The organism is Mesorhizobium sp. L-8-10 (genome assembly GCF_016756635.1).
Taxonomy (GTDB): domain Bacteria; phylum Pseudomonadota; class Alphaproteobacteria; order Rhizobiales; family Rhizobiaceae.
Map to the genome: position 1 here is coordinate 1,221,932 of NZ_AP023263.1, position 22,591 is coordinate 1,244,522.

A 22,591-nucleotide genomic window follows, 5' to 3' on the forward strand; every position below is an offset into this window, starting at 1 on the left:
GATGTGGTACGGGGAGAGCGAAGCTTCAAGCAGCCCTTGTGTCACGCCTGTGTGAGTCGGACAAGGGCCTCGTCCATCACGTCTTCCGGGACGGCGATCAGGCGCGGCGCCTCGGTGAAGACGAGGGCGGCGGCGATGCGTTTCCCGCGATAGATCGGCGCGAGCAGCGCCCGGTAGAGCGCGAGCTGGGCCACATAGCCCGGCGGCACCTCGGCGAGCGTGGAAGGGGCGGGCCGATTGGTCTTGTAGTCGGCGATCAGCACCGTCTCACAGATCACCGCCAGCCGGTCGATCTTGCCGGAGACAGCCCGCTCGGCTCCTCGCACCGAAAGCGTACCCATCAACGACACCTCGGCGCGCGAGCCCTGCGCGAAGATCGGAGCGAATTGGTCGTCCTCCAGGATCCGTGCCACCGAAGCCAGCGCCTGCTCCCCTTCTCCAGCGGGCCATTCCCGGCCGATACGGTCGAGATAGCGGCCTCCTGCGGCAAGCCGGTCGGCTGCGGGCAAGGAGGGCAGCATCTGCAGGAGCCGGTGGACGGCAAGGCCGCGCGCGATCGCGAAGGTGGGCTCGGCGGCCGCGTCGAGCACCGGCGACCGGCCCGATATCACTGCCTGACGCTCCTCCTCTATCAGGGCCGAAGCACCTGACGGCGCGAGCGGCCGCGGCAAGGCAGGGGCGGCAGGAAGCGGCTCGCGCAGCCTCTGCGGCAGAACGGCACCCGTCTGTTCCCGATCGCGCGGCACCGCGGCGTCGGTCGCAGCGGTTGTCGAGAGCGGTGTGATCCGGAACCGGTGAACTGCCTGGCCGGTCGCCGGCTCGATATGCTGTTCGGCCTCGTCGGCACCGACGAGCGCGCCGCTCACGATCGCGAGCCAGGTCATGGGACCGGGCGTGCGCTTGCCGTGATAGCCGCAGACGATCAACCGGTCTTCGGCGCGGGTCATGCCGACATAAAGAAGCCGGCGATACTCCTCCTCGGCCTTTTCCCTGGCCAGTGCGCCGGCTGTGCGCGAGAAGCTGTTGGCCACGTCGCTCGACGCGCGCCAGAGATAGCCGTCACCCTGCCAAATGCCGTTGCGCGGTGCGAACGGCATCAGCCGCGGCAGGTGCTGTTCGCTGAAGGCCGCACTGCCGCTGTCGACCAAGAAGACCACCGCCGCCTCCAGGCCCTTGGAGGCATGGACCGTCATGATGCGGACCTCGTCGCGGGTCTGGTCCATCTCGCGCTTGATCTCCGGGCCGGCGCTCTCCAGCGTGGCAAGGAAGGCTTCGAGCCCGGGCAGCCCGGTGCGCTCCTGGGCGAGGCAGAAGTTCAGGAACTCGTCGAGGATGTCACCCGCCTCGTGACCGAGCCTGGCGATCATCCTGCTTCTGACGCCATCGCGGCCGAGCACGCCGGCATAGAATTCGAAGACCGGCCGGAAGGCGGCCGCGGTCGCCCATTCGTCCAGCCGGGACGCGACGTCAGCGAATGACGGGTCCTCGCGTCCGGCCCGCAGCAGGGAGGCGTGGAGCGACACGCCCTTGCCGCGGCCCCAGGAAAGGCCAAACAGCGCGTCCTCGGACAGGCCGAAGATCGGGCTGCGCAGCAGCGCGGCAAGCGAGAGATCGTCTTCCGGCTGCAGCACGAACCGGCCGAGCGCGATCAGGTCCTTGACGGCGATGTGGCCCGGCAGGCTCAACCGGTCGGCGCCGGCTACGGGAATGCCGCGGCTCTTCAGCGCTCGCGACAGAGCGTGGACGAACCGGTCGCGCTTGCGCACCAGCACCATCACGTCGCCAGGCGCCAGGCGCTTGCCCGTACCTTCGATGCGTTCGCCTCTCTGCAGCCAGCCCTGGATGGTCCTGGCGACATTCTCCGCGACTTTGACCGACGGCGCACTGGCATGGTCGACCGGCTGGGTCCAGTCGTCAGGCTCCTCGACCGTATCGGCTCCGATCGGCGGCCAGACCTCGACATAGCCAGGTGCGTTATGACGGATCGCCTTGTGGTCGATCTCCTCGGTGTCGCGGGTCAGACCCTTGCGGATGTCGGGACGCTCGAAGACGCGGTCGACCGCGGCCAGCACGTCGCCGGTCGAGCGGAAGGACCAGGTGAGCCGCACCTGCTCGAAATTGCCCGCCGCAGCCCGCACCTTTTCCGAAAAGGCATGGCCGCTTTCGGCGAAGGCGGCCGGGTCGGCACCCTGGAAGGAGTAGATCGACTGCTTCTCGTCGCCGACCGCGAAGACAGTTCGATCCACGCCCTCACGCGATCCATAGCCGGCAAAGAACTCTTCCGCGAGACGGCGCACGACCTCCCACTGATGCGGGCTGGTGTCCTGCGCTTCGTCGATGAGGATGTGGTCGATGCCCTGGTCGAGCTTGTACTGGACCCAGGGGCCGGCATCCCGGCGGGCGAGGAGCCGCACCGTGCGCATGATGAGATCGTTGAAATCCAGGAAGCCGCGCGCATTCTTCAGGTGCTCATAGCGCGCGATCAGCCAATCGGCGACGACGAGCGCTGCCCGGGTGCCCTCCAGCATACGGAAGAGAGCCAGGCGCTCACGCGCCGCCACGATAGCACCGGCGGCCGCCGAGTAGCGATCGGCGAGATCGGGCAAGCGATCATGGAGCGCCCTCTTGAATGTCTTCACGGGATCGTAGGGATCGCCGTCCGTCTTCAGGAAGCCGGCCGCGAGCAGGGCAAGCCGCCTGACGGAATCGTGCTCGGCAAAGGCGCGGTCGGCGTTGGGAACGATGGCGCCCAGCACCTTGCGGGCATCGACCGCCTCCGCCGCCTCGCGAAATTCGGCATACTGCTCCAGCGAGAAACCGGGCAGAGGCCACACATCAGCAGCGACGCCGGCGGCGGTGTCGTGCCTGTCGAATTCGAACTCCTCGAACAGAGCCGCATAATTGCCGCCGATCTGGTCAATCAGCTTGCGCAATCCGTCACGTTTCGAAACGATCTCGGCGAGCAGCGCATCGAGGCCCCATTCTCCGCCACGTTCGAGCACCGTGGCGAAGGCTTCGGCGAGGCTTTCGTTTTGAGGGCCGGCGGCACCGCTGATCATGTCGCGGCGCGCCTCGGCAAAAAGTGCTGCTTCCATCTGGCTGTCGAGCATCTCGAAATGCCCGGCGATGTTGGCCTCGAGCGGGAACTGGTGAAGCACCGCCTCGCAGAAGGCATGGATCGTCTGGATCTTCAGGCCCCCGGGCGTTTCCAGCGCCTCGGCGAAGAGGCGGCGCGCCCGCAGCAGCCGGTCACGTGTGGGCGTCCTGCCTTCGACCTTGGAGATCTGCGCAGCGAGGCTCGCCTCATCGAGCACGGCCCAGGCGGCGAGGTCGCGGAACACGCGGTTCGCCATGTTGGCCGCCGCGGCCCGCGTATAGGTCAGGCAGAGGATCTTGGAAGGATCGGTTCCTTCCAGCAGCAGACGGATCACACGCTGCGACAGGACATGCGTCTTGCCGGAACCGGCATTGGCGGACACCCAGACCGAGTAGCGAGGGTCCGCGGCAATCGCCTGCCGCTCGGCCGTCTCCTGCGGGATGGGGTAGGCCTTCTTCACGATGCCTCTCCGCCGTCGGAACCGTCGTCTCCACCGGCCGACCATTCCAGCACACGCGCCAGATGATCATAGTCGCCGTCGGTCTCGCCCTCGCGGAAGGGCAGGGCCCGGGAGAGATAGCCCGTGGCCGGACTGTTGTAGTATTCGAAGAGCTTTTCCATTCGCTGCCAGGCGTCGTTGGCAAGGTCGTCGGCCGTGCGCAGCTGCTTGTGGAATTCCAGGATCGACTCCTCCTCGACCTCGCCATTGGGCTTCAGCCTGACATAAGCGAGGCGGGAAGGGGTTCTCTTGCCGAGGGAAACGAAGGCGCCACGCAATAGAAGCCCGGCCTCCAAAGCGAGCTGCGGCGCAAGCAATGTGTGGGCCTGGCCGCGCGACGGCGACATGCCGGTCTTGTAGTCGAGTATGTCGGCGAAGCCGGCGGCGAGAAGGTCGATGCGGTCCGCGTAGCCGGAAAGCGTGACACCGCTCGCGCCAACCACCAGCGGCTCGGCCCTCACCTCCGAATGCCGCGCCGTCGTCTGGTCACCCCGGCCGCGTTCCCACGCGACGATATTGCCGGCCATGGCCAGGAATCGCGGCCACCAGACAGCCTCGACATCGGGAGGAAGCGCTGCCTCACTGAAAGCCGCCCGGCCGCAGGCGAGCAGGCGCTCGGTCGCATCGGCCGCATAGGGATCGGCGCCGGAAGCAACGAAGCGGTGCAGGATCTCGTGGAACAGCGTGCCGCGTTCGGCCGCACCAGGATCCCGCACCAATGGTTCGACCGGGAAAAGATCGAGCACCCAGCGCGCATAGACGGCGTAGGGGTCGCGGCGCAGCGTCTCGATCTCGGTCACCGAGAAGCGGCGCGGCCGCGCTTCGAGCGGCGGCGCATGGCTCGGCCTGGGCGCGTAGGCCTGCCGAGGCCCCTCGTCGATCTGTCTGGCGTAGGAAAGATAGTCCTGGCCGCGTCGCCGCAACGCCTCGGCCAGTTCCGGCCCGGCATAGGTGAGCAGCCTCTGCAACCATCGCGACGCGACCGCCGGCGCATCGCCGGCACGGGCCGCACGCGTCAGGATCACCCTTTCGGTGCCCATCGCCATCATGAAGTCGTGCGCGGCCTGGCCGATGCGGCGTTCCGGCGGCTCGAGCGTGAGGCCCGTCTTCATCATCCGCGACATGAACCGGTCGGCCTCTGCCCGGCGCGGCCAGGAACCCTCGTTGAGCCCACCCAGGACCAGTGTGTCGACCGCCTGGAGACGCGCTTCCAGCGCGCCCCAGATCGACACCCGGCCATCGCCGCCGGCGGCGGGCTTCACGACCTCGGGCGCGACCAGCGCCACCATGACGTCGGGCCATTCGTCGGCGGCGAGCTCGAAGGCGGCGTCGGCGGAAAGCAGCGACCGCAGAAGGGCAGCGAACTTGTCGCCGGCATCGCCCGCATAAAGCGCGGAGACGTCGCCGGACGCGCTACGGGCCAGACCCTCCATCGCGACGATGGTCGTCCGCAGGAGTTCGGCGAGCGTCGCCGACGGCTGGCCGCGCTGCGCGACGAGGGGCGCAAGCACGATAGAAAGCCGGCTAAGTAGCTCTTGCGCTTCCGCCATGCGACGCGCCGACATTCGGTCATACCAGAACGGCTTGCGGCCGTCGCCGGCGAGCTGGCCGAGGCGATACCGGAACGCATCCGCCAGCGTGGCAATGTCAGGACGGCCGGTTCCGCCGCGCAAGGCAACCAGCTCGATCGTCTCGGCGGCACGCCGCACCGTGGCGCGTTCGAGGCCGAGACCGAGCAGGGGATGTTTCAGCAGGGACAGGACGGGCACCGGATCGCCCGGCCGGAACACAGCTTGCAGCATGAGGCCGGCCAGCGTGGCCGGCGCCGTCTGGACCAGCGGGGTGCCGCCCGAATCGTCGGCGCGTATGCCGAAGCGCAGCAGTTCGGTCGAGACGCGCCGCGCCAGGTTGCGGTCGGCGGTGACGAGTGCGGCCGTCTTTCCCGGCTGCTCGACAGCCAGCCGCAAGGCGATGGCCACCGCGATCGCCTCGTCGCGCTCATTGGCGGCTTCGAGCAGGGTTATGCCCGCGAGGGCCGCTTCGGCTTCCTCGCCGCGCAAAGCGTCGCGGGCTTCGGCCCAGAGATCGGTGGTTTCGGCCGGCCGCAAGGCCTGGCTGAGGATCGCCGCGCGCAGCCCCAGCCGTGACCCGGGCTGGCCGATCTCCTCGACCTCGTCGCGCGCCACGCCGATCTTGTCGGCGAGCTTGGCCAAGCCATATTGAGGATGGCCGAACACCGAGGGCTTCGGCGTCGCACCGCGCAGCAGAGACCAGGATCTTTCGTCGAGCCGCTTGTCGAGGCCCGGCAGCACCACGGCTCCGCCTGGCAGCCTGGAGATCACCGACAACAACTCGGCCGTCGCGGGGATCGAACCGGTGGAGCCGGCAGCCACCACCGGCCCGGTGGGCGGGTTGCGTTCCAGCCGTCTCGCCTCGGCTCGTATCTGCGCATCACGATGCGCGGCCGGATTCGAGCGGTCGCGCTCGGCGAGCGCCTGCGGCCAGGCCGTCGTGACAATTTCCAGGAAGTTCAGAGTCACCTGCCACCAGCCGGCGAGATTGCCCGACACCAATTCGCCCAGTCGGCCCCAGTCCGCACCTTCCGTCTCGATCTCGTCCATCAGGACGGCAAGATCGCGCGCGAGCCAGACCGAGTCGGCCGAGGAGGCCGGCACGATCACGTCCTCCGCGTAGAGGGCGGCGACATGCGCGGGAAGCTTGCGTTTCCAGGCGCGCACCAGCGGGGCGAGCAGCAGCAGGCGCTCGATCGGAGCGATCGGCGGCGGCAGGGTCATGTCGTCCGCACCGGTCCCTTCGAACGCGGCCTCGTCCTCGTCGAATTCGCCGAGCGCGCGGATAACGGGAAGGATCGCCGACCGGCCGCCGGCGAGGTCGACAAAGGCACTCCTCAGCTCTCGCGCCGCACGCCGGGTCGGAACATAGATGGTGGCGTCGGCGAGCTTCAGCGGGTCGCCGTCGAAGCGGAAACCGGGAACCAGCTCTCCCGACATCAGCGCCTCGGCGAGCGTCGGCAGAAATCGAACACCCGGCGGGATCGAAAAGACCTTCGGCCTCATCGTCCTTCGGCCAGAGCCTTCGCCACGGCTGCTTCGGCCTGCGCAATGGCCTCAGGCGTTCCGACCGTGATCCAACGGCCATCCATCCGGTGGCCGAACAACCGACCGGCGGCGATCGCACGGTCGAAATAAAGGTTGAGGGAATGCGGCTCGGCATTCGCACCCGCAAAGATGCGCGGGTGCACGATCGCCGCGCCGGCATAGATCAGCCCTTCGGGTGCGCCGCCCGACCGCGCGAGGCGCCCGTCCAGGCCGAGCAGGAAATCGCTCTTGCCGGAATGGCCCGTCGCCGACTGAAAATCCGCAAGCATGATCAGAATATCCATCGCGGCCGCATCCCAGGCAAGGGCGAGCGACGCGAGGTTCGATTGCGACCTGTCGATCCAGAAGGTGTCGGCATTCAGGATGAAGAAGGGCGAAGGTCCGAGGAGCGGCAACGCCTTGACGACGCCGCCGGCGGAATCGAGCAGACGGCCACTTTCGTCGGAGACCGTGACCTTGGGCCGAGACCGGCCGGCGAGATGGGCCACGACCTGTTCGGGAAAGTGATGGACATTGACCACCGCGCGCTCGACCCCGGCCGCAACGAGGCTGTCCAGGCCCCAGTCGAGAAGCGTTTTGCCCGCGATCCGCACCAGCGGCTTGGGAATGGTCTCGGTGATCGGCCGCATGCGCTTGCCGAGGCCGGCGGCGAGCACCATCGCGATATCGGGCAAGCTCCCGGCCGTCATGATTTCGGTTCCTCGACGAGACCGGTCCTGTGGTAGAAGTCGCGGACTTCGGCCAGCGCCGGGTGACCGAGCGTGCGCCTGACATAGTCGCGGATGCGCGGCAGATGCCGCAGATAGAGCGGCTTGCCGTCGCGGCGGTCGAGCCGCACGAAGATGCCGAGTATCTTCGAGTTCCGCTGCGCGCCCATGATCGCATAGGCCTCGTCGAAGGCCGCGCGGTCGAAAGGAGCCGCGGCGGACGCGCTGTCGCGTGCCGTGACGGACGCAGCGAGCCGCGCCGTGACGGACGCAGCGAGCCGCGCCGTGACGGACGCAGCGAGCCGCGCCGTGACATAAGCGTCGACGGTCGCCTTCTCGATATCGGGCGGAATGGTGACGCGCGCATCGAGCGCCAGCGAGGCGACATCATAGGCGGCCGGTCCGATCAGGGCATCCTGGAAGTCGATGATGCCCAGCCGATCGTGCCCTTCGCGTTCCGCCCGCCAGATGATGTTCGGCGAATGGAAGTCGCGCATCATGAGGCTCGTCTCCTTGCCGGCAAGCCGGTCGAAGGCCGCGCTCCAGGCATCGCGGAAACCCTCGACATCGGCTTCGCTCGCCGGACGACCCGTCACGAAGGGCAGGTACCAGTCGATCAGAAGCTCTGCCTCGATCATCATCGCGCCGCGATCGAATGGCGGGATCACATGCTCCACGCCGGGGGCCGCCTCGGCGCGATCCGGCCAGTTCCTTTCATGCATGAAGGCGAGCAGCCGGGCCGCCGCCTCGTAGCGCTCGCGTATCGGCGCACCCTGGGCGTCGAGGAAACTGCCCGAACCGAGATTCTCGATCAGCAGGAAGCCCTGATCGAGATCCCCCGCATATATCTCCGGCACCGAGACGCCGGCGTCCCGCAGCAGCCGGGCGACGGCGACGAAGGCATGGACCGACTGCGCGCTGCGGGCGATCACCGCATAGGGCTTGTCGTCGCGCACGGCCGGACCGAGCACCAGGCGAGGGGAATTCATCAGCACGCGGTCGGGACGGCCGGGAAGGCTCACGGTCTCATAGGAGCGGGCCGAGGCGTCCCCGACGAGGTGGCTGCGGCTGGCTCCGTGCCAGCCAGAGCGATCGAGGAAATCGCGGATCGACAGCGAGCGGCCGATGCGTCCGACCGCGCCGTCCGGCCCCCTGATCCTGGCGACACGCCCCGCGCCGGCGTCGGCGAGCTCGACGACGACCATGTCGGTTGGCAGGCGGTCACCGGCCTTTTCCGGCCATTCTACCAGCGCGACGCCGGCGGCCAGGGCCTCGTCGAAACCGAGTTCGTCGAGTTCATCGGGTGCCGCGAGCCGATAGAGGTCGAAATGCTGGACGGGTATTCGCGTGTCGTAGGCCTGCACCAGGGTGAAGGTCGGGCTCGGGACCTCCAGGTCCGGATCGCCGGCCAGCGCGCGGATCAGGCCTCGCGCCAACGTGGTCTTGCCGGCGCCGAGATCTCCACGCAGGGCAATGGCATCGCCGTGCCGCAGGGCGGCCGCGATATCCCCGCCGAGGCGAGTCGTCGCCTGCTCATCGGGAAGACGGCGTTCGAGGACGGCCATGCCGACTGTTACTCCGCCGCGACCTTGACACCCGACGGCGCGAGGGGGAAGCGGCAAATGACGGTGGTGCCGCGCCCGCTGCCTGTATCGATCGCGACCGTGCCGCCATGCAGCTCGACGAAACTCTTGACGATCGACAGGCCGAGGCCGGCCCCGCGGCGGCGCCCGCCATTGCTGTGGGTCTCGAAACGCCGGAACACGGTGTCCAGGACCTCCGGCGACATGCCGGGCCCGTCGTCATGCACGGCGAACTCGATCGAGCCGCCGGCCATCCTGCAGGAAAGCGTGATGGTGCCGCCCTCCGGCGCATAGTTGGCCGCATTGCTCAAGAGGTTGAACAGGATCTGCCGGATGCGGTTCTCGTCGCCGGCGAAGGTGCTCGGCGCACGGGCGGCGTCGAGCCGCAGCGCGATCGAATGCTCGCGCAGCCTTTCGGCGACGAGGTCGGCCGCGGCGAAGATCGTGTGCTCCACACGCACCTCTCCGATGTCGAGCTCCATGATGCCGGCATCGACCGTCGCCAGGTCCAATATGTCGTTGACGATCGTCAGGAGCACCGACGAGGAGGAGGAGATGTGATCGATATATTCGCGCTGGCGCGGCGTCAGCGGGCCGGAGCCCGGACCGTCGCCGGTGCCCGGCAGCGTCAGGAGTTCAGTGAAGCCGATGATGTTGGTCAAAGGCGAGCGCAGTTCGTAGGAGACATGCTGTACGAAATCGTTCTTGAGCTGGTCGGCCTTCTGCAGCGCCTCGTTCTTGTCCTTCAGCGCGCGCTCGACATTGACGCTGTCGGTCACGTCGACAAAGGTCATCATGACCTGGCCGTTGGGCAGGTGGATGACGGCGTATCGCAGCACGGTGCCGTTTCGCAGCTCGGCCTGGCCATGCCCGTCGCGGCGCTCGTCGTCGAAACCGGTCACCGACGCAACAAAGCCGCCCCAGGGGCTGTCGACTGCGAGACGGTCGCATTCGGCCCGGATCGCCGTGATATGAGTGTTGCGCTCCGCCTTTTCCGGGGGAAGCCCCCACAGGCTGGCGAAGGCCGGATTCGACAGGCGGATACGGCCGTCGGGGCCGAACACGGCGACGCCTTCGGCCAGATTGTCGAGCGTCTCACCCTGGACCCGGACCGCGGTGTTGTAGCGGCTTTCGAGGTCGATCTTTTCCGTGAGATTCTCGAACAGCCAGGTCACGCCGCCCTTGGGCTGCGGATTGGCGACGACGCGGATCGTGCGGCCGTCGGGCAAGTGCCACCAATGTTCCTGGGGATCGAGCGAACGATAGGCGCCGAGGACGGTTTCCTTCCAGCGCCGCCATTCGGGCTGCTCGGCGATCCTTCCTTCACTGCGCAGCCTGTCGAGAAGCAGCGCATTGTCAGGCGCGCTTTCCAGGAACGCCTGGTCGAGCCCCCACAGCTTCTGGAAGGCCTGGTTGAAGAAGCGCAGCTTCTCCTGCTGGTCGAAGATCGCCACCGCCGTGTTGAGCTGATCAAGCGTGTCGGCGTGGCTACGCACGGTGCGCTCATATTCCTCACGGATGTTTTCGGCGTCGCTGAGATCGGCGGCGATGCCGGCAGAGCCTTCGCGGCTGGCGAAATCTGTGATCGCGAACATGCGGCGATCCCCATGGATGACCGTCGACACGGTCTGCTCGAACACGGGCCGGACGAGATGCTGGTCCGCGATGTTCGCGCGCGACTGGGTCCCAAGAAGTTCCCGGGACTCGCGAACCGCCATGTCCTGGCCCTCTGCCTCGACCGCCTCCGCATAGGCGCGGTTCACCCATTTCAGGCGGCCGTCCGCGGCGCGCAGCCAGAACGGCATCTTCAGCGCATCGATCAGGCCGAGCAGGACCTCATAGTCGGAGGCGAGGCGCTGGTTCTCGAGCCGCATATGCGCATGCAGGCGCTGCGCTTCCGACAGCGAGACGAAGCGCACGAAGGCGTGGCGGGCGCTCTTGCGTCCCTGGACCTCCAGCGGCGCCCCGGCCTGTGTCTCGATGGTCAGGTCGAACGAGACCGCCTTCTCCCGAAGCCCCATCACAGCGTGTTCGAGCGCGGCGGCGGAGCGGGGCGAAAGCCAGCGGCCGAAGGCGAGGAAGGCCGCGCGATCGTCCGGCGCGCCGCTCTCCGCCGGAAGGGCGCCGAGCAGCTCGGCCTTGCGGTCGTCGCCGGCCCAGACGACGACACGCTGGTCGCGCAGGTTGAGCAGGGCCTCGGTGCGATGCAGCGAAGCATTGAGATCGGCGACACGCCCGCGCAGCTCGGCATTCTCCCGGGCGATGCGGGTGCGCTCGCGGATCAGCCAGAACGCCGAAAGCAATGCCGCCCCAAGCACGCCGGCGAAGACGGAACCCTGAACGATTTCGAATGTACCGACGGGAAATGCGGCGGCGCGCTGCTGGGCGTGGGCGACGAGCGGCACCATCGGGAGAGCGAGGCCGGCCGCAGCCGGAAGCATGTGTCGCGCGGAGCGCAAGAGTTCCGATTCCGGCGCCCTGCCGGCATCGCCGCTCGAATCGTCGTGGCCGCCGGTTACGGCCCTTCCCGCCTGAAGCGGGTCTTCGCCCGGCATGTCTTGTTCCTCTCCGCCGCCTGAATGCAAGACTGCCCTTTTGCGTGGCCCTGTTGTCCCCGGACCCCGGACGAAGGGCATCGCGAATCAGCGCACAATAACCGGTGGGCGAATCGCCGTGAAGAAGGCGGGCGCGCAAAAAAGAAGCCGGGCAGAAAGTCAACTGCCCGGCTTCAATATCTTGTAGGTATCTTGGAAAGAATTAGTACCTGTAGTGCTCCGGCTTGAACGGACCCTGTGTCGTCACGCCGATATAGGCCGCCTGTTCGCCGGAAAGCTCGGTGAGCTTCGCGCCGAGCTTGTCGAGATGGAGGCGCGCCACCTTCTCGTCGAGATGCTTCGGCAGCACATAGACCTGGTTCTCGTACTGGCCCGGCTTCGACCAGAGCTCGATCTGGGCGAGCACCTGGTTGGTGAAGGACGCCGACATGACGAAGCTCGGATGGCCCGTGGCGTTGCCGAGATTGAGCAGGCGGCCTTCCGAAAGCAGGATCATGCGCTTGCCGTCAGGAAAATTGACGAGGTCGACCTGCGGCTTGATGTTGGTCCATTTCAGGTTGCGCAGCGCGGCGACCTGGATCTCGTTGTCGAAGTGGCCGATATTGCCGACGATCACCATGTCCTTCATCTGGCGCATGTGATCGAGGGTGATGACGTCCTTGTTGCCGGTCGTGGTGATCACGATGTCGGCGGTCGGGGCGGCATCTTCGAGGGTGACGACCTCGAAACCGTCCATCGCGGCCTGCAGCGCGCAGATCGGATCGATCTCGGTGACCTTGACGCGCGCGCCGGCGCCCTTGAGCGAGGCGGCAGAGCCCTTGCCGACGTCGCCGTAGCCGCAGACCACGGCGACCTTGCCGGCCATCATGACGTCGGTGGCGCGACGGATGCCGTCGACCAGCGATTCCTTGCAACCATATTTGTTGTCGAACTTCGACTTGGTGACGCTGTCGTTGACGTTGATCGCAGGGAAGGGCAGCAGGCCCTTCTTCTGAAGCTGGTACAGGCGGTTGACGCCCGTCGTCGTCTCCTCGGTCACGCCGCGGATCGCCTGCTTGTTCCTGGCGAAGAAGCCCGGCGTCGCGGCCATGCGCTTCCTGATCTGGGCGAAGAGTATCTCCTCTTCCTCGCTGCCGGGCCTGGACAATACATCCTCGCCGGCTTCGGCGCGCGCGCCGATGAGGATGTACATGGTGGCATCGCCGCCGTCATCGAGGATCATGTTCGACGAGCCGCCGTCGGCCCACTGGAAGATCTTGTCGGTGTATTCCCAATATTCTTCGAGCGATTCGCCCTTGACGGCGAAGACAGGGATGCCGGCTTCGGCGATCGCCGCCGCGGCATGGTCCTGGGTCGAGAAGATATTGCATGACGCCCAGCGGACATCGGCGCCGAGCGCCTTCAGCGTCTCGATGAGCACGGCCGTCTGGATGGTCATATGCAGGGAACCGGAGATACGGGCGCCCTTGAGCGGCTTGGCTTCGCCGAATTCCTCACGGCAAGCCATCAGGCCCGGCATCTCGGTTTCGGCGATCTCGATTTCCTTGCGGCCCCAATCGGCCAGCGAAATGTCTTTGACGACGTAGTCCTTGGCTGCCACGGCAGTTCTCCATGAATGCTCTGTCTCACGTGTCGGGCACCGGCACGACCGGGAACCGTCATGCGTATCCGCCCCCGATGCCCCGCGCGCCAAGGTGCGTTCAAGCGGATCCGGCAGGCGCGAGATGGCGTCTGACTAGCAGATCGCCCCGATTTCGACAATGGGATATAAAGAAATCTTTATTCGTGCATATGTCGCGGAGGTGTGAGCCTCCCGGCGGGCCCTACCAAAGGGCGCGGATGCCTGGGGCATCCAGTGAGGTGGATGCCGCCCAATCCACCCGGCTCAATCGCCGTCGCGTTCTCTGCGGGCGGGCACTCGGCTTACGATGCTACCGCATCGGCTCGAAAATCGCGTTCGATTTTCGGAAAGCGCGATACGGCACTCAATAGTGTCAGAGCGTCCTGCGCATCCAAGTGGACGCGCGGCGCGCCGACAGGCTTGGGCCGCGCAGTCGCGCGCTCCAACGGTCGATTTCATCGACCGTTGGGTATCAGATCTCCTCGCCGAAGCGCGAAGCGATCAGCTCTTCGAGCGCATCCATCGCCTCGTCGGCGTCGGGTCCCGATGCCGTCACCTTGATGGTGCAGCCCGGCGATGCGGCCAGCATCATGAGCCCCATGATCGACGTGCCGCCGACGGAGATGCCGTCCTTCTCCACGTGGATGTCCGACTGGAAGCTGCCGACGAGCTGGACGAACTTGGCCGAGGCGCGCGCATGCAGGCCGCGCTGGTTCACGATCAGGAATTCGCGGGTTATGCCATGGTCCTTGGCCAGCACCTGTTCACCGCTCATTTGCTCGTCAGCAACTGGCTGGCGACATTGATGTATTTGCGGCCGGCCATCTGCGCCTCGTCGAGCGCCTGGGCCATGTTGTCGCCCTTGCGCACACCGGAAAGCTTGATCAGCATGGGCAGGTTCATGCCGGCGATGACCTCGATCCGGCCCGCCTCCATCACGGAGATGGCCAGGTTGGAAGGCGTGCCCCCGAACATGTCGGTGAGAATGATCACGCCGGCGCCGGTATCGGCACGCGCGACCGCGTCGACGATGTCCTGCCGGCGCTGCTCCATGTCGTCGTCGGCGCCGATCGAGACGGTCTCGAAGCTCTCCTGCGGTCCGACGACATGTTCTACGGCGTGGCGGAATTCCTCGGCCAGCTGACCGTGCGTGACCAGCACGAGTCCGATCATTCTGCTTTGGCTCCCGTCAGGCGCCCCTCGCGGGCGCATCTTCTCGTCCGATTACGGCCCTCGCCGCGCGGCAGGAGCGCTATCTTGTCGACGCGCGTTCCGTTGACAAGCCCAAAATTGGTCTTGCTTGAGCCATTTTGCCGCAGAGTGTCACGCATATGCCTCAGCCATCCCCCGACATGGGTGGCTGACGCAACCAGGCCAGGACCACGGCTGCTGATGCGGCAATGTTGCGGGCTTCGAGATCGAGCGCCGGCAGGCTCAGGCCGGCCAAGGCTATCCGCCTGTCTTCCTGGAAACGCGGCGCCGACGGCTTTTCGACAAGCCTGACCACCAGATCGATGACGGCCGCGCCCTCATGCTCCATCCCACGCGGGCCGAGCCCGTGGACTTCGGCAAGGCCGGCGATGCTCCCGGGCGGGCGCGCCACGAGCCGTCCTCGGATCGCCTCGATCAGCACCCGGTCGTCGGCCACCAGCCGCGCGAAACGGCCGGCGCGGGTGGATTCAGCGACAAGGGTGAGCGCCAGCGTCGATTTTCCCGAACCCGAATCACCTTGGACGAGGATGCCGCGGTCGCCCAGCAGAACGGCCGTGGCGTGAATGTTGCCGGCCCTCATCAGCTACCGCGAAGGGCGAAAAGCATCATGCGCCGGGCACATCATCCGCGATCATCCTTCGGCCGGAAGAGTGACGACGAAACGGGCGCCCTTGATGTCGCCCGGCTTTGTGCCTGAGATGTTCTCGGCCGTGAGCGTCCCGCCATGGGCCTCCACGATCTGGCGGCTGATCGACAGGCCGAGTCCCGAATTCTGGCCGAAGGCCTCCCCGGCGGGACGGTCGGTGTAGAAGCGCTCGAAGATGCGGTCGATGTTCTCGGCGCGGATGCCCGGCCCGTTGTCTTCGACGGTGATGACGTTGTGCTTGCCGGCACGCGACAACGAGATCGTGATGAGGCCGTTTTCATCCGGGACGAAGGAACGGGCGTTCTCGATCAGATTCGTAATGACCTGGCCCAGGCGAAGGTCGTGGCCCACCACGAAATAACCCTTCACGCCCTGCGGCAGCCTGGACGCGCGGAACTCGATCTCGACCGCCTTCTTGTGGCGGCTCGCCTCGCGGGAAACATTGACCAGATCGGTGACGAACTTCCTCAGGTCGACCCGGGCGGCGTCCTCGCGCGCCAGCTCGGCGTCGAGCCGGGAAGCGTCGGAAATGTCTGTGATCAGCCGATCGAGGCGGCGCACGTCATGCTGGATGATCTCCATCAGCCGGTTGCGCGAATTCTCGTTCCTGGCGAGCGGCAGCGTCTCGACGGCGCTGCGCAGCGAAGTGAGCGGATTCTTCAGCTCGTGCGACACGTCGGCCGCGAAGCTCTCGATCGCCTCGATCCGCGCATAGAGCGCGTTGGTCATGTCGCGCACGGCGATCGACAGATTGCCGATCTCGTCCTGGCGGTCGGAGAAATCGGGGATCTCCTCGCGGTTCTTGACCCCGCGCCGAACGCGCACGGCCGCGGCGGCCAGGCGCCGCAGCGGGTTGGCGATGGTCGAGGCGAGCAGCAGCGACAGAACCACGTTGACAAGCGCGGCCACGCCGAACACCCGGAGGATCGCCTTGCGTTCGGCCGCCACGATCTTGTCGATGTCGCCGCCCTGCGTGCTGAGCATCAATACGCCGAGAACAGCGCGAAAACGCTGGACGGGGACAGCGACGGAGACGATCTGCTCGCCCTGCTCGCTGATGCGGACGACCGTAGCGGGGCTGCCGGTGAGCGCGTTGAGCACTTCAGGGAAGGCGGCGCCGTTGCCGCCGGGCTGCTCCTTGTAGACGGGCAGGTCTCCGTTGCGGAAGAAGTCGAAGACGAACTTCTGGACGCGCTCGAACAGGTCGGGCTCCTCCTCCTGGATCGGCGGCAGGTCGTAGCGCAGGATCTGGCCGCGCGAATAGAGATGCCGGGAATCGAGGAGCAGGTTGGCGTCTCGGTCGTAGATGCGCGCGCGGGTGCGGGTCGGCGAGATAAGACGGCGCAGTACCGGCGCGACACGCTCGGGATTGATCGGAAAGTCCAGGCTGTCGAGCTGATCGGAGCCCGGCGCCAGGCTTTCGCCGGCCTGGAGCTCCAGCAGCTTCTCGGGATCGATGCTGATCGAATCGGTCTCGACCGTCGCCGAGGCGGCGATGGCGCCGGCGATGATCTCGCCTTGGGTCATCAGGCTTTCGACCCGCGCGTCGATCAGTCCGTCCCGGAACTGGTTGAGATAAAGGATGCCGACGACGAGCACGCCGAGCGCGGCAAGGTTGAGAAAGAGGATGCGCCGGGTGAGACTGGAGAAGATGTGGTGGCCGAGAAAGCGGCGCAGCGGAACCGTCACCCGCGCCAGATGGGCGGGCCGCCGGACGGCCCGCTTCACAGCGATCACCGGTTTCTTGAGCTCTGCATCAACCGCCATCGGCTAGCGTTTCCCGGCCCTCACGCCTCGCGGAAGCGATATCCTACGCCATAGAGGGTTTCGATCATGTCGAAATCGTCGTCGACGGCCTTGAACTTCTTGCGCAGCCTCTTGATGTGGCTGTCGATCGTCCGGTCGTCGACATAAACCTGTTCATCATAGGCCGAATCCATCAGCGCGTCGCGGCTTTTCACCACGCCGGGGCGCTGCGCGAGCGAATGCAGGATCAGGAACTCCGTGACCGTCAGCGTCACCGGCTCGCCCTTCCAGGTGCAGGTGTGCCGCTCCTGGTCCATGACGAGCTGGCCGCGCTCCAGCGAACGGGCCTGCTGGCTCGGCGCCTTGGCGGCGGCGTCGCGGGCGCTGGCGCGGCGCAGCACGGCCTTGACCCGCTCGACGAGCAGGCGCTGTGAGAACGGCTTGCGGATGAAGTCGTCGGCGCCCATCTTGAGGCCGAAGAGCTCGTCGATCTCGTCGTCCTTCGAGGTCAGGAAGATAACGGGAAGATCGGTCTTCTGGCGCAGCCGGCGCAAGAGCTCCATGCCGTCCATACGCGGCATCTTGATGTCGAGGATCGCGAGATTCGGCGGCCGTGCGGTAAGCCCCTCGAGGGCGGAGGCCCCGTCGGTGAAGGTCTCGACGCGGTACCCTTCCGATTCGAGCGCGATCGAAACAGACGTCAGGATGTTACGATCGTCGTCGACAAGCGCGATTGTTGCCATGTCAAGCGGCTCCCTCATAAGCGGGTGTCCCTTCCATCGTGAGGAAGGGGCTATTGGCGTACAAATTAGGTACAAAATGTGGCATAGGCCCTCGGCTTCCAGGCGGCAAGTGCTTCCGCCAAGGACCTGGCCACAATTCGACCGCCTATTGAGACGACCGACTGCGCCCATTCCTTGGGCAGGCCGCCGAGATTTTCTACAGATATAAACGGTTTAAACGATTTTGAATATTTTAAATCGATTAATGATTTGAAATCACTGACCTTTTCTGTTTCTCACCATTTTTGTGCCCCCTTCTGGAGGCTATTTTCCGAGGTCCGGCAACCGCCCGGACAGGTCCAGCGTTATAGGCTTGGGAGCGAGTATGAACGAGATCGGCAAACGCAATCCCGCCTGCGGGATCGACAAGGCGGGAATCGGCAATCCGGGTACCGTGCACTACAATCTGGGTGCCGCCGAACTCTATGAGGAAGCGTTGCGCCGCGGCGAGGCGCGGGTCACGGCGCAGGGCGCGCTCGTCGCCTACACGGGCCAGCACACCGGCCGTTCCCCCAAGGACAAGTTCGTGCTGCGCGACGCCGGGACCGACCCGCATGTCTGGTGGGACAACAACAAGCCGATCGAGCAGGAGCAATTCGACACGCTGCTCGCCGACTTCCTGGCGCATGCCCAGGGCAAGGATCTTTTCGTGCAGGATCTGGTCGGCGGCGCCGATACGGCCCACCGCCTGCCCACGCGCGTGATCACCGAATTCGCCTGGCACTCGCTGTTCATCCGCAACCTGCTGATCCGGCCGAAAGCCGAGGAGCTGGCCGGCTTCGTGCCTGACATGACGATCATCGACCTGCCGTCCTTCCGCGCCGACACGGCGCGCCACGGCACGCGCACCGAGACCGTGATCGCCGTGGACCTGACCCGCATGATCGTGCTGATCGGCGGCACCGCCTATGCCGGCGAGATGAAGAAGTCGGTGTTCACCGCGCTCAACTACATGCTCCCGGCGCGGGGCGTGATGCCGATGCACTGCTCGGCCAATGTCGACGACGATGGCCGCTCGGCCGTGTTCTTCGGTCTGTCCGGAACCGGCAAGACGACCTTGTCGGCCGATCCGTCGCGCACCCTGATCGGCGACGACGAGCACGGCTGGGGGCCGGACGGCATCTTCAATTTCGAGGGCGGCTGCTACGCCAAGACGATCCGCCTGTCGGCCGAGGCCGAACCTGAGATCCATGCCACGACGCAGCGTTTCGGAACGGTGCTCGAGAATGTCGTTCTCGACGACGCGCGTCAGCCCGATTTCGACGACGGGAGCCTGACCGAGAACACGCGTTGCGCCTATCCGCTGGATTTCATCCCCAATGCCAGCGCTACGGGCCGGGCGGGTCATCCGAAGAACGTCATCATGCTGACCGCAGACGCTTTCGGCGTCATGCCGCCGATCGCAAAGCTGACGCCGGCGCAGGCCATGTACCACTTCCTTTCGGGCTACACGGCCAAGGTCGCCGGCACCGAACGTGGCGTGACCGAACCTGAAGCGACCTTCTCGACCTGCTTCGGCGCACCCTTCATGCCGCGCCATCCGTCCGAATACGGCAATCTCCTGCGCCAGCTCATCGCCGAGCACGGCGTCGACTGCTGGCTCGTCAATACCGGCTGGACCGGCGGCGCCTACGGCACTGGCAGGCGCATGCCGATCAAGGCGACGCGGGCTTTGCTTGCAGCCGCACTCGACGGCTCCCTCAAGGGCGCTGAATTCAGGACCGATCCCAATTTCGGATTCGCCGTGCCGGTCGCCGTGCCCGGCGTCGATCCGGCGATCCTCGACCCGCGCTCGACCTGGGCCGACAAGGCCGCCTACGACAACCAGGCCCGTCGCCTGGTCGGCATGTTCGTCGACAATTTCGGCAAGTTCGAAGCCCATGTCGACGCCAGCGTGCTGGGTGCCGCGCCGCGCGTCCTGGAGGCAGCGGAGTAGGTCGCCATATAATCGTTCTTCGAAAGGCCCGGCACGTCCGGGCCTTTTCTTTTTCGCCGGAATGGCGCATCCGGACCGTGGAGGATGCCATGAAACACAACAGACAAGTGCCGCTCTCCTTTCGGGAGCTCCCGACGGACGAGATGAACGAGCGGGCGCTCGAATTCCGCGAGCTGATGACGCGGCGGCGCACCGTTCGCGACTTTTCCGACCGGCCGGTGCCGCGTGCCCTGATCGAACAATGCGTCATGACGGCGGCCACGGCACCATCCGGCGCCAACCAGCAGCCCTGGACCTTCGTGTGTATTGCGGACCCGGCCACCAAGCACGAAATCAGGCTGGCCGCCGAAGAGGAGGAGCGAACCTTCTATGCCGGCCGGGCCTCCACGGAATGGCTGGAGGCGCTGGCGCCGATCGGCACCGACGCCAACAAGCCCTTTCTCGAAACGGCGCCCTGGCTGATCGCAATCTTCGCGCAGCGCTACGGCGTCGGCCCGGGCGGCAAACGCACGAAGCACTATTACGTGCCGGAATCGGTCGGCATCGCGACGGGCCTGCTGATCGCCAGCCTGCACAATGCCGGCCTGGCGACACTGACCCACACTCCGTCGCCCATGGGTTTCCTCAACGCCATCTGCGGCCGGCCGGAAAGCGAGAAAGCGTTGATCCTGCTCGTCGCCGGCTACCCGGCCGAAGATGCTCAGGTTCCCGACATCGCACGCAAGCGGGCCGACGAAGTCATCGTCTGGCGGGAATAGCAGCCACCGACCAAGCGGCTCGGTCAACCCGCCGGGCCGCATGCCAGCCCGGTTCTGCCCGGTAAACTGATCGGCTCCCCCGGCTCAAGGCTCCTATTCTCCGATCCGGGAGATGTCGAAAGGCGTCGTCTGATAAAGTTGGTTGATCCAGTTTCCGAAAAGCAGGTGGGCCTGGCTGCGCCAGCGATTCTCCGGACGCCGGTCCGGATCGTCCTTCGGGAAATAATTCCGCGGCAGCGCGATCGGCTTGTTCGCGGCGCGATCCCGGAAATATTCGTCGCCGAGCGAGCCGGAATCATACTCGATATGGTTGAACATATGGAGCGACCGGTGGACCGGATCATCCAGCAGGCACAGGCCCGCCTCGTCCGATTCCATCAGCACGTCCATGCCGCTGTCCTGCGGGATGTCCTCGCGGCGGACTTCGGTCCAGCGCGAGACGGGGATCGAGAAATCGTCGGAGAACCCTCTGAGATAGGGGGAGGCCGGTGCGAGGTTGCGGTGACGATAGACGCCGAACGCCTTCTCGGGCAGCTGGTATTTGGGCATGCCATGGAAATGGTGGACCGCGGCCTGCGCACCCCAGCAGATGTTGAAGGTGCTGTGGACATTGGTCTGCGTCCAGTCGAAGACGCGACGCAGCTCATCCCAGTAGGTCACCTGCTCGAACGGCATTGTCTCCACCGGGGCGCCGGTCGTGATGAAGCCATCGAACTTCTCCGAACGGACCGCTTCCCAGTCGCGGTAGAACGATATCATGTGTTCGCTCGGCGTATTGCGCGCGACGTGATTGGTCATCTTCACCAGCGTCAGCTCCACCTGGAGCGGCGTCGCGCCCAGCAGCCTGGCGATCTGCGTCTCGGTCTTGATCTTGTTGGGCATCAGGTTGAGCAGGGCTATGTGCAGCGGCCTTATGTCCTGGCGGATCGCATCCGCCTCGCGCATCACCATCACGCCTTCCGCTTCCAGTGTGGCGCGGGCGGGAAGATCGTTAGGTATCTTTATCGGCATTTGCCTGCTGTCCTTCAGTTGCGGCGAGTAGGACAGACGCTGTGGCGTGACCCGTTGGTTGCCGGTTCGGCCACATCCTCCCTGGGGAGCGCCACCTTGCCCGGGGAGCAGGTTGGCGTTGGGCGTCGGCCCAACTCTTGATGTGGCGACACATCTAGCGGGCGCCGCGCGAAATTTCAATGGACCTGCCGCGCTGCCGCAGGGGCCGCCCGCGCATGGCGGCCCTTTCCTTTTTCGGTGGGTCGCGGCATCACTTGCAGCATGAACTTCGACGACAAGATCATCATCGCCGCGGATGCCGTGATTCACCCGGCCGATCTCACCGAGACCTTCATCCGTTCCTCCGGACCGGGCGGACAGAACGTCAACAAGGTAGCGACCGCCGTGCAGTTGCGCTTCGACGCCCGCAATGCGGCAGGGCTTTCGGACAGGGTGCGCGAGCGAACGATCAGGCTTGCCGGCCAGCGCGCCACCAAGGAAGGCATCGTCGTTATCGAGGCGGGGCGCTTCCGCACGCAGGAGCAGAACCGGGCGGACGCCAGGGCGCGGCTGACCGCGCTCGTCGCCAGGGCGGCCGAGCCGCCGCCTCCGCCGCGCAAGAAGACCAAGCCGTCCAAGGGCGCCGTCGAGCGCCGGCTGAAATCCAAGGCCGGGCGGTCGACAGTCAAGAAGCTGCGCGGCCGCGTCGACGGGGAATGACGGCTCGCCGCGGCCGGCAGATTTCCTGCCTTCCAATTTGCGGGGGCGGATGCAACAGTCGGGCGCGATTTCATGCGGCAAGAGGAGAACCTGCCATGGGCATGTTTGATTTCGTGAAGAATGTCGGCAAGAAGCTCGGCTTCGGCGGTGACGACGAGGCGCCGAAGCCGGAAGAGCTGAAGCAGGAACTCGATTCCTACAAGCTTGGCACGGACAAGGTGGAAGTCGAGGTCCAGGGCGACAAGGCGATCCTCAAGGGTGTCGTCTCCGACCAGTCCGTCTTCGAGAAGGCGGTCATCGCCGTCGGCAATACGCTGGGCATCACCAAGGTCGAGGCCGGCGAACTCAAGGTTGTCGCGCCGGATTCCGGGCTGAAACTCGACGCCAATGCGGACATGACGGCCCTGGTCAAGGCGGCCACGCCGGCAAAACAGCCGGTCTTCTACACGGTCAAGAAGGGCGACAATTTGTGGAAGATCGCCGAACACCACTACGGCAAGGGCAAGGGCGCCAAGAACAACATCATCTTCGAGGCCAACAAGCCGATGCTGACGCATCCGGACAAGATCTATCCGGGGCAGGTGCTGCGCATCCCGGATCTCGCCGAAGCCTGAAACGGG

At 66.0% G+C, this 22,591-nt stretch carries 16 protein-coding genes and 1 riboswitch; of the genes, 4 read left to right on the plus strand and 12 right to left on the minus strand.

Annotated elements, in window-relative coordinates:
• Positions 1-41 precede the first annotated feature (41 nt).
• From addA to JN280_RS05625, 11 genes are all read right to left on the minus strand, one after another.
• On the minus strand, positions 42-3,557 hold the full coding sequence (gene addA, locus JN280_RS05575; protein WP_202310586.1) for a double-strand break repair helicase AddA: 3,516 nt from the start codon (positions 3,555-3,557) through the stop codon (positions 42-44).
• The gene (gene addB, locus JN280_RS05580) at positions 3,554-6,673 is read right to left on the minus strand and encodes a double-strand break repair protein AddB (RefSeq protein WP_202310588.1); all 3,120 of its coding nucleotides are present in this window, start codon (positions 6,671-6,673) and stop codon (positions 3,554-3,556) included. The genes addA and addB overlap by 4 nt, the downstream gene beginning before the upstream one ends.
• The gene (locus tag JN280_RS05585; RefSeq protein WP_202310590.1) at positions 6,670-7,404 is read right to left on the minus strand and encodes a nucleotidyltransferase family protein; all 735 of its coding nucleotides are present in this window, start codon (positions 7,402-7,404) and stop codon (positions 6,670-6,672) included. Before JN280_RS05585 ends, addB begins: the two co-directional genes overlap by 4 nt.
• Positions 7,401-8,987 (minus strand): tRNA (adenosine(37)-N6)-threonylcarbamoyltransferase complex ATPase subunit type 1 TsaE, encoded by a 1,587-nt coding sequence (gene tsaE / locus JN280_RS05590; RefSeq protein WP_202310592.1) that lies wholly within the window; start codon positions 8,985-8,987, stop codon positions 7,401-7,403. Before tsaE ends, JN280_RS05585 begins: the two co-directional genes overlap by 4 nt.
• A gap of 8 nt (positions 8,988-8,995) precedes the next feature.
• Positions 8,996-11,560 (minus strand): sensor histidine kinase, encoded by a 2,565-nt coding sequence (locus tag JN280_RS05595; protein ID WP_202310594.1) that lies wholly within the window; start codon positions 11,558-11,560, stop codon positions 8,996-8,998.
• Between the two features lie 202 nt (positions 11,561-11,762).
• A complete protein-coding gene (ahcY, locus tag JN280_RS05600; protein WP_202310596.1) occupies positions 11,763-13,160 on the minus strand; it encodes an adenosylhomocysteinase in 1,398 nt (465 codons plus the stop codon).
• A gap of 493 nt (positions 13,161-13,653) precedes the next feature.
• Positions 13,654-13,956, minus strand: coding sequence for an HPr family phosphocarrier protein (locus tag JN280_RS05605; protein ID WP_202310597.1), 303 nt, complete (start codon positions 13,954-13,956; stop codon positions 13,654-13,656).
• Positions 13,953-14,354 (minus strand): PTS sugar transporter subunit IIA, encoded by a 402-nt coding sequence (locus tag JN280_RS05610; protein ID WP_202310598.1) that lies wholly within the window; start codon positions 14,352-14,354, stop codon positions 13,953-13,955. The genes JN280_RS05605 and JN280_RS05610 overlap by 4 nt, the downstream gene beginning before the upstream one ends.
• Positions 14,355-14,517: 163 nt before the next feature.
• Positions 14,518-14,973, minus strand: a complete 456-nt coding sequence (locus tag JN280_RS05615; protein ID WP_202310599.1) for an HPr kinase/phosphorylase — start codon at positions 14,971-14,973, stop codon at positions 14,518-14,520.
• A 51-nt stretch (positions 14,974-15,024) separates the two neighbouring features.
• Positions 15,025-16,806, minus strand: a complete 1,782-nt coding sequence (locus JN280_RS05620; protein WP_202310600.1) for a sensor histidine kinase — start codon at positions 16,804-16,806, stop codon at positions 15,025-15,027.
• Positions 16,807-16,826: 20 nt separating this feature from the next.
• A complete protein-coding gene (locus JN280_RS05625) occupies positions 16,827-17,528 on the minus strand; it encodes a response regulator transcription factor (RefSeq protein ID WP_202310601.1) in 702 nt (233 codons plus the stop codon).
• Between the two features lie 364 nt (positions 17,529-17,892).
• Between JN280_RS05625 and JN280_RS05630 the strand changes: the two genes are divergently transcribed.
• Both JN280_RS05630 and JN280_RS05635 read left to right on the plus strand, forming a co-directional pair.
• Complete coding sequence (locus tag JN280_RS05630; RefSeq protein ID WP_202310602.1) at positions 17,893-19,503, plus strand: phosphoenolpyruvate carboxykinase; 1,611 nt, start codon at positions 17,893-17,895, stop codon at positions 19,501-19,503.
• A gap of 89 nt (positions 19,504-19,592) precedes the next feature.
• Positions 19,593-20,261: a nitroreductase family protein gene (locus tag JN280_RS05635; protein WP_202310603.1), complete on the plus strand. Its 669-nt coding sequence runs from the start codon at positions 19,593-19,595 to the stop codon at positions 20,259-20,261.
• Positions 20,262-20,354: 93 nt separating this feature from the next.
• Here JN280_RS05635 and metA read toward each other — a convergent pair whose 3' ends face one another.
• Complete coding sequence (gene metA, locus JN280_RS05640; RefSeq protein ID WP_202310605.1) at positions 20,355-21,272, minus strand: homoserine O-acetyltransferase MetA; 918 nt, start codon at positions 21,270-21,272, stop codon at positions 20,355-20,357.
• Between the two features lie 44 nt (positions 21,273-21,316).
• A riboswitch (SAM-I-IV-variant riboswitch) is annotated at positions 21,317-21,421 on the minus strand.
• Between the two features lie 112 nt (positions 21,422-21,533).
• Between metA and arfB the strand changes: the two genes are divergently transcribed.
• Both arfB and lysM read left to right on the plus strand, forming a co-directional pair.
• Positions 21,534-21,971, plus strand: coding sequence for an alternative ribosome rescue aminoacyl-tRNA hydrolase ArfB (gene arfB, locus JN280_RS05645; protein ID WP_202310607.1), 438 nt, complete (start codon positions 21,534-21,536; stop codon positions 21,969-21,971).
• A gap of 95 nt (positions 21,972-22,066) precedes the next feature.
• Positions 22,067-22,585: a peptidoglycan-binding protein LysM gene (lysM, locus tag JN280_RS05650; protein WP_202310609.1), complete on the plus strand. Its 519-nt coding sequence runs from the start codon at positions 22,067-22,069 to the stop codon at positions 22,583-22,585.
• Positions 22,586-22,591: the final 6 nt, after the last annotated feature.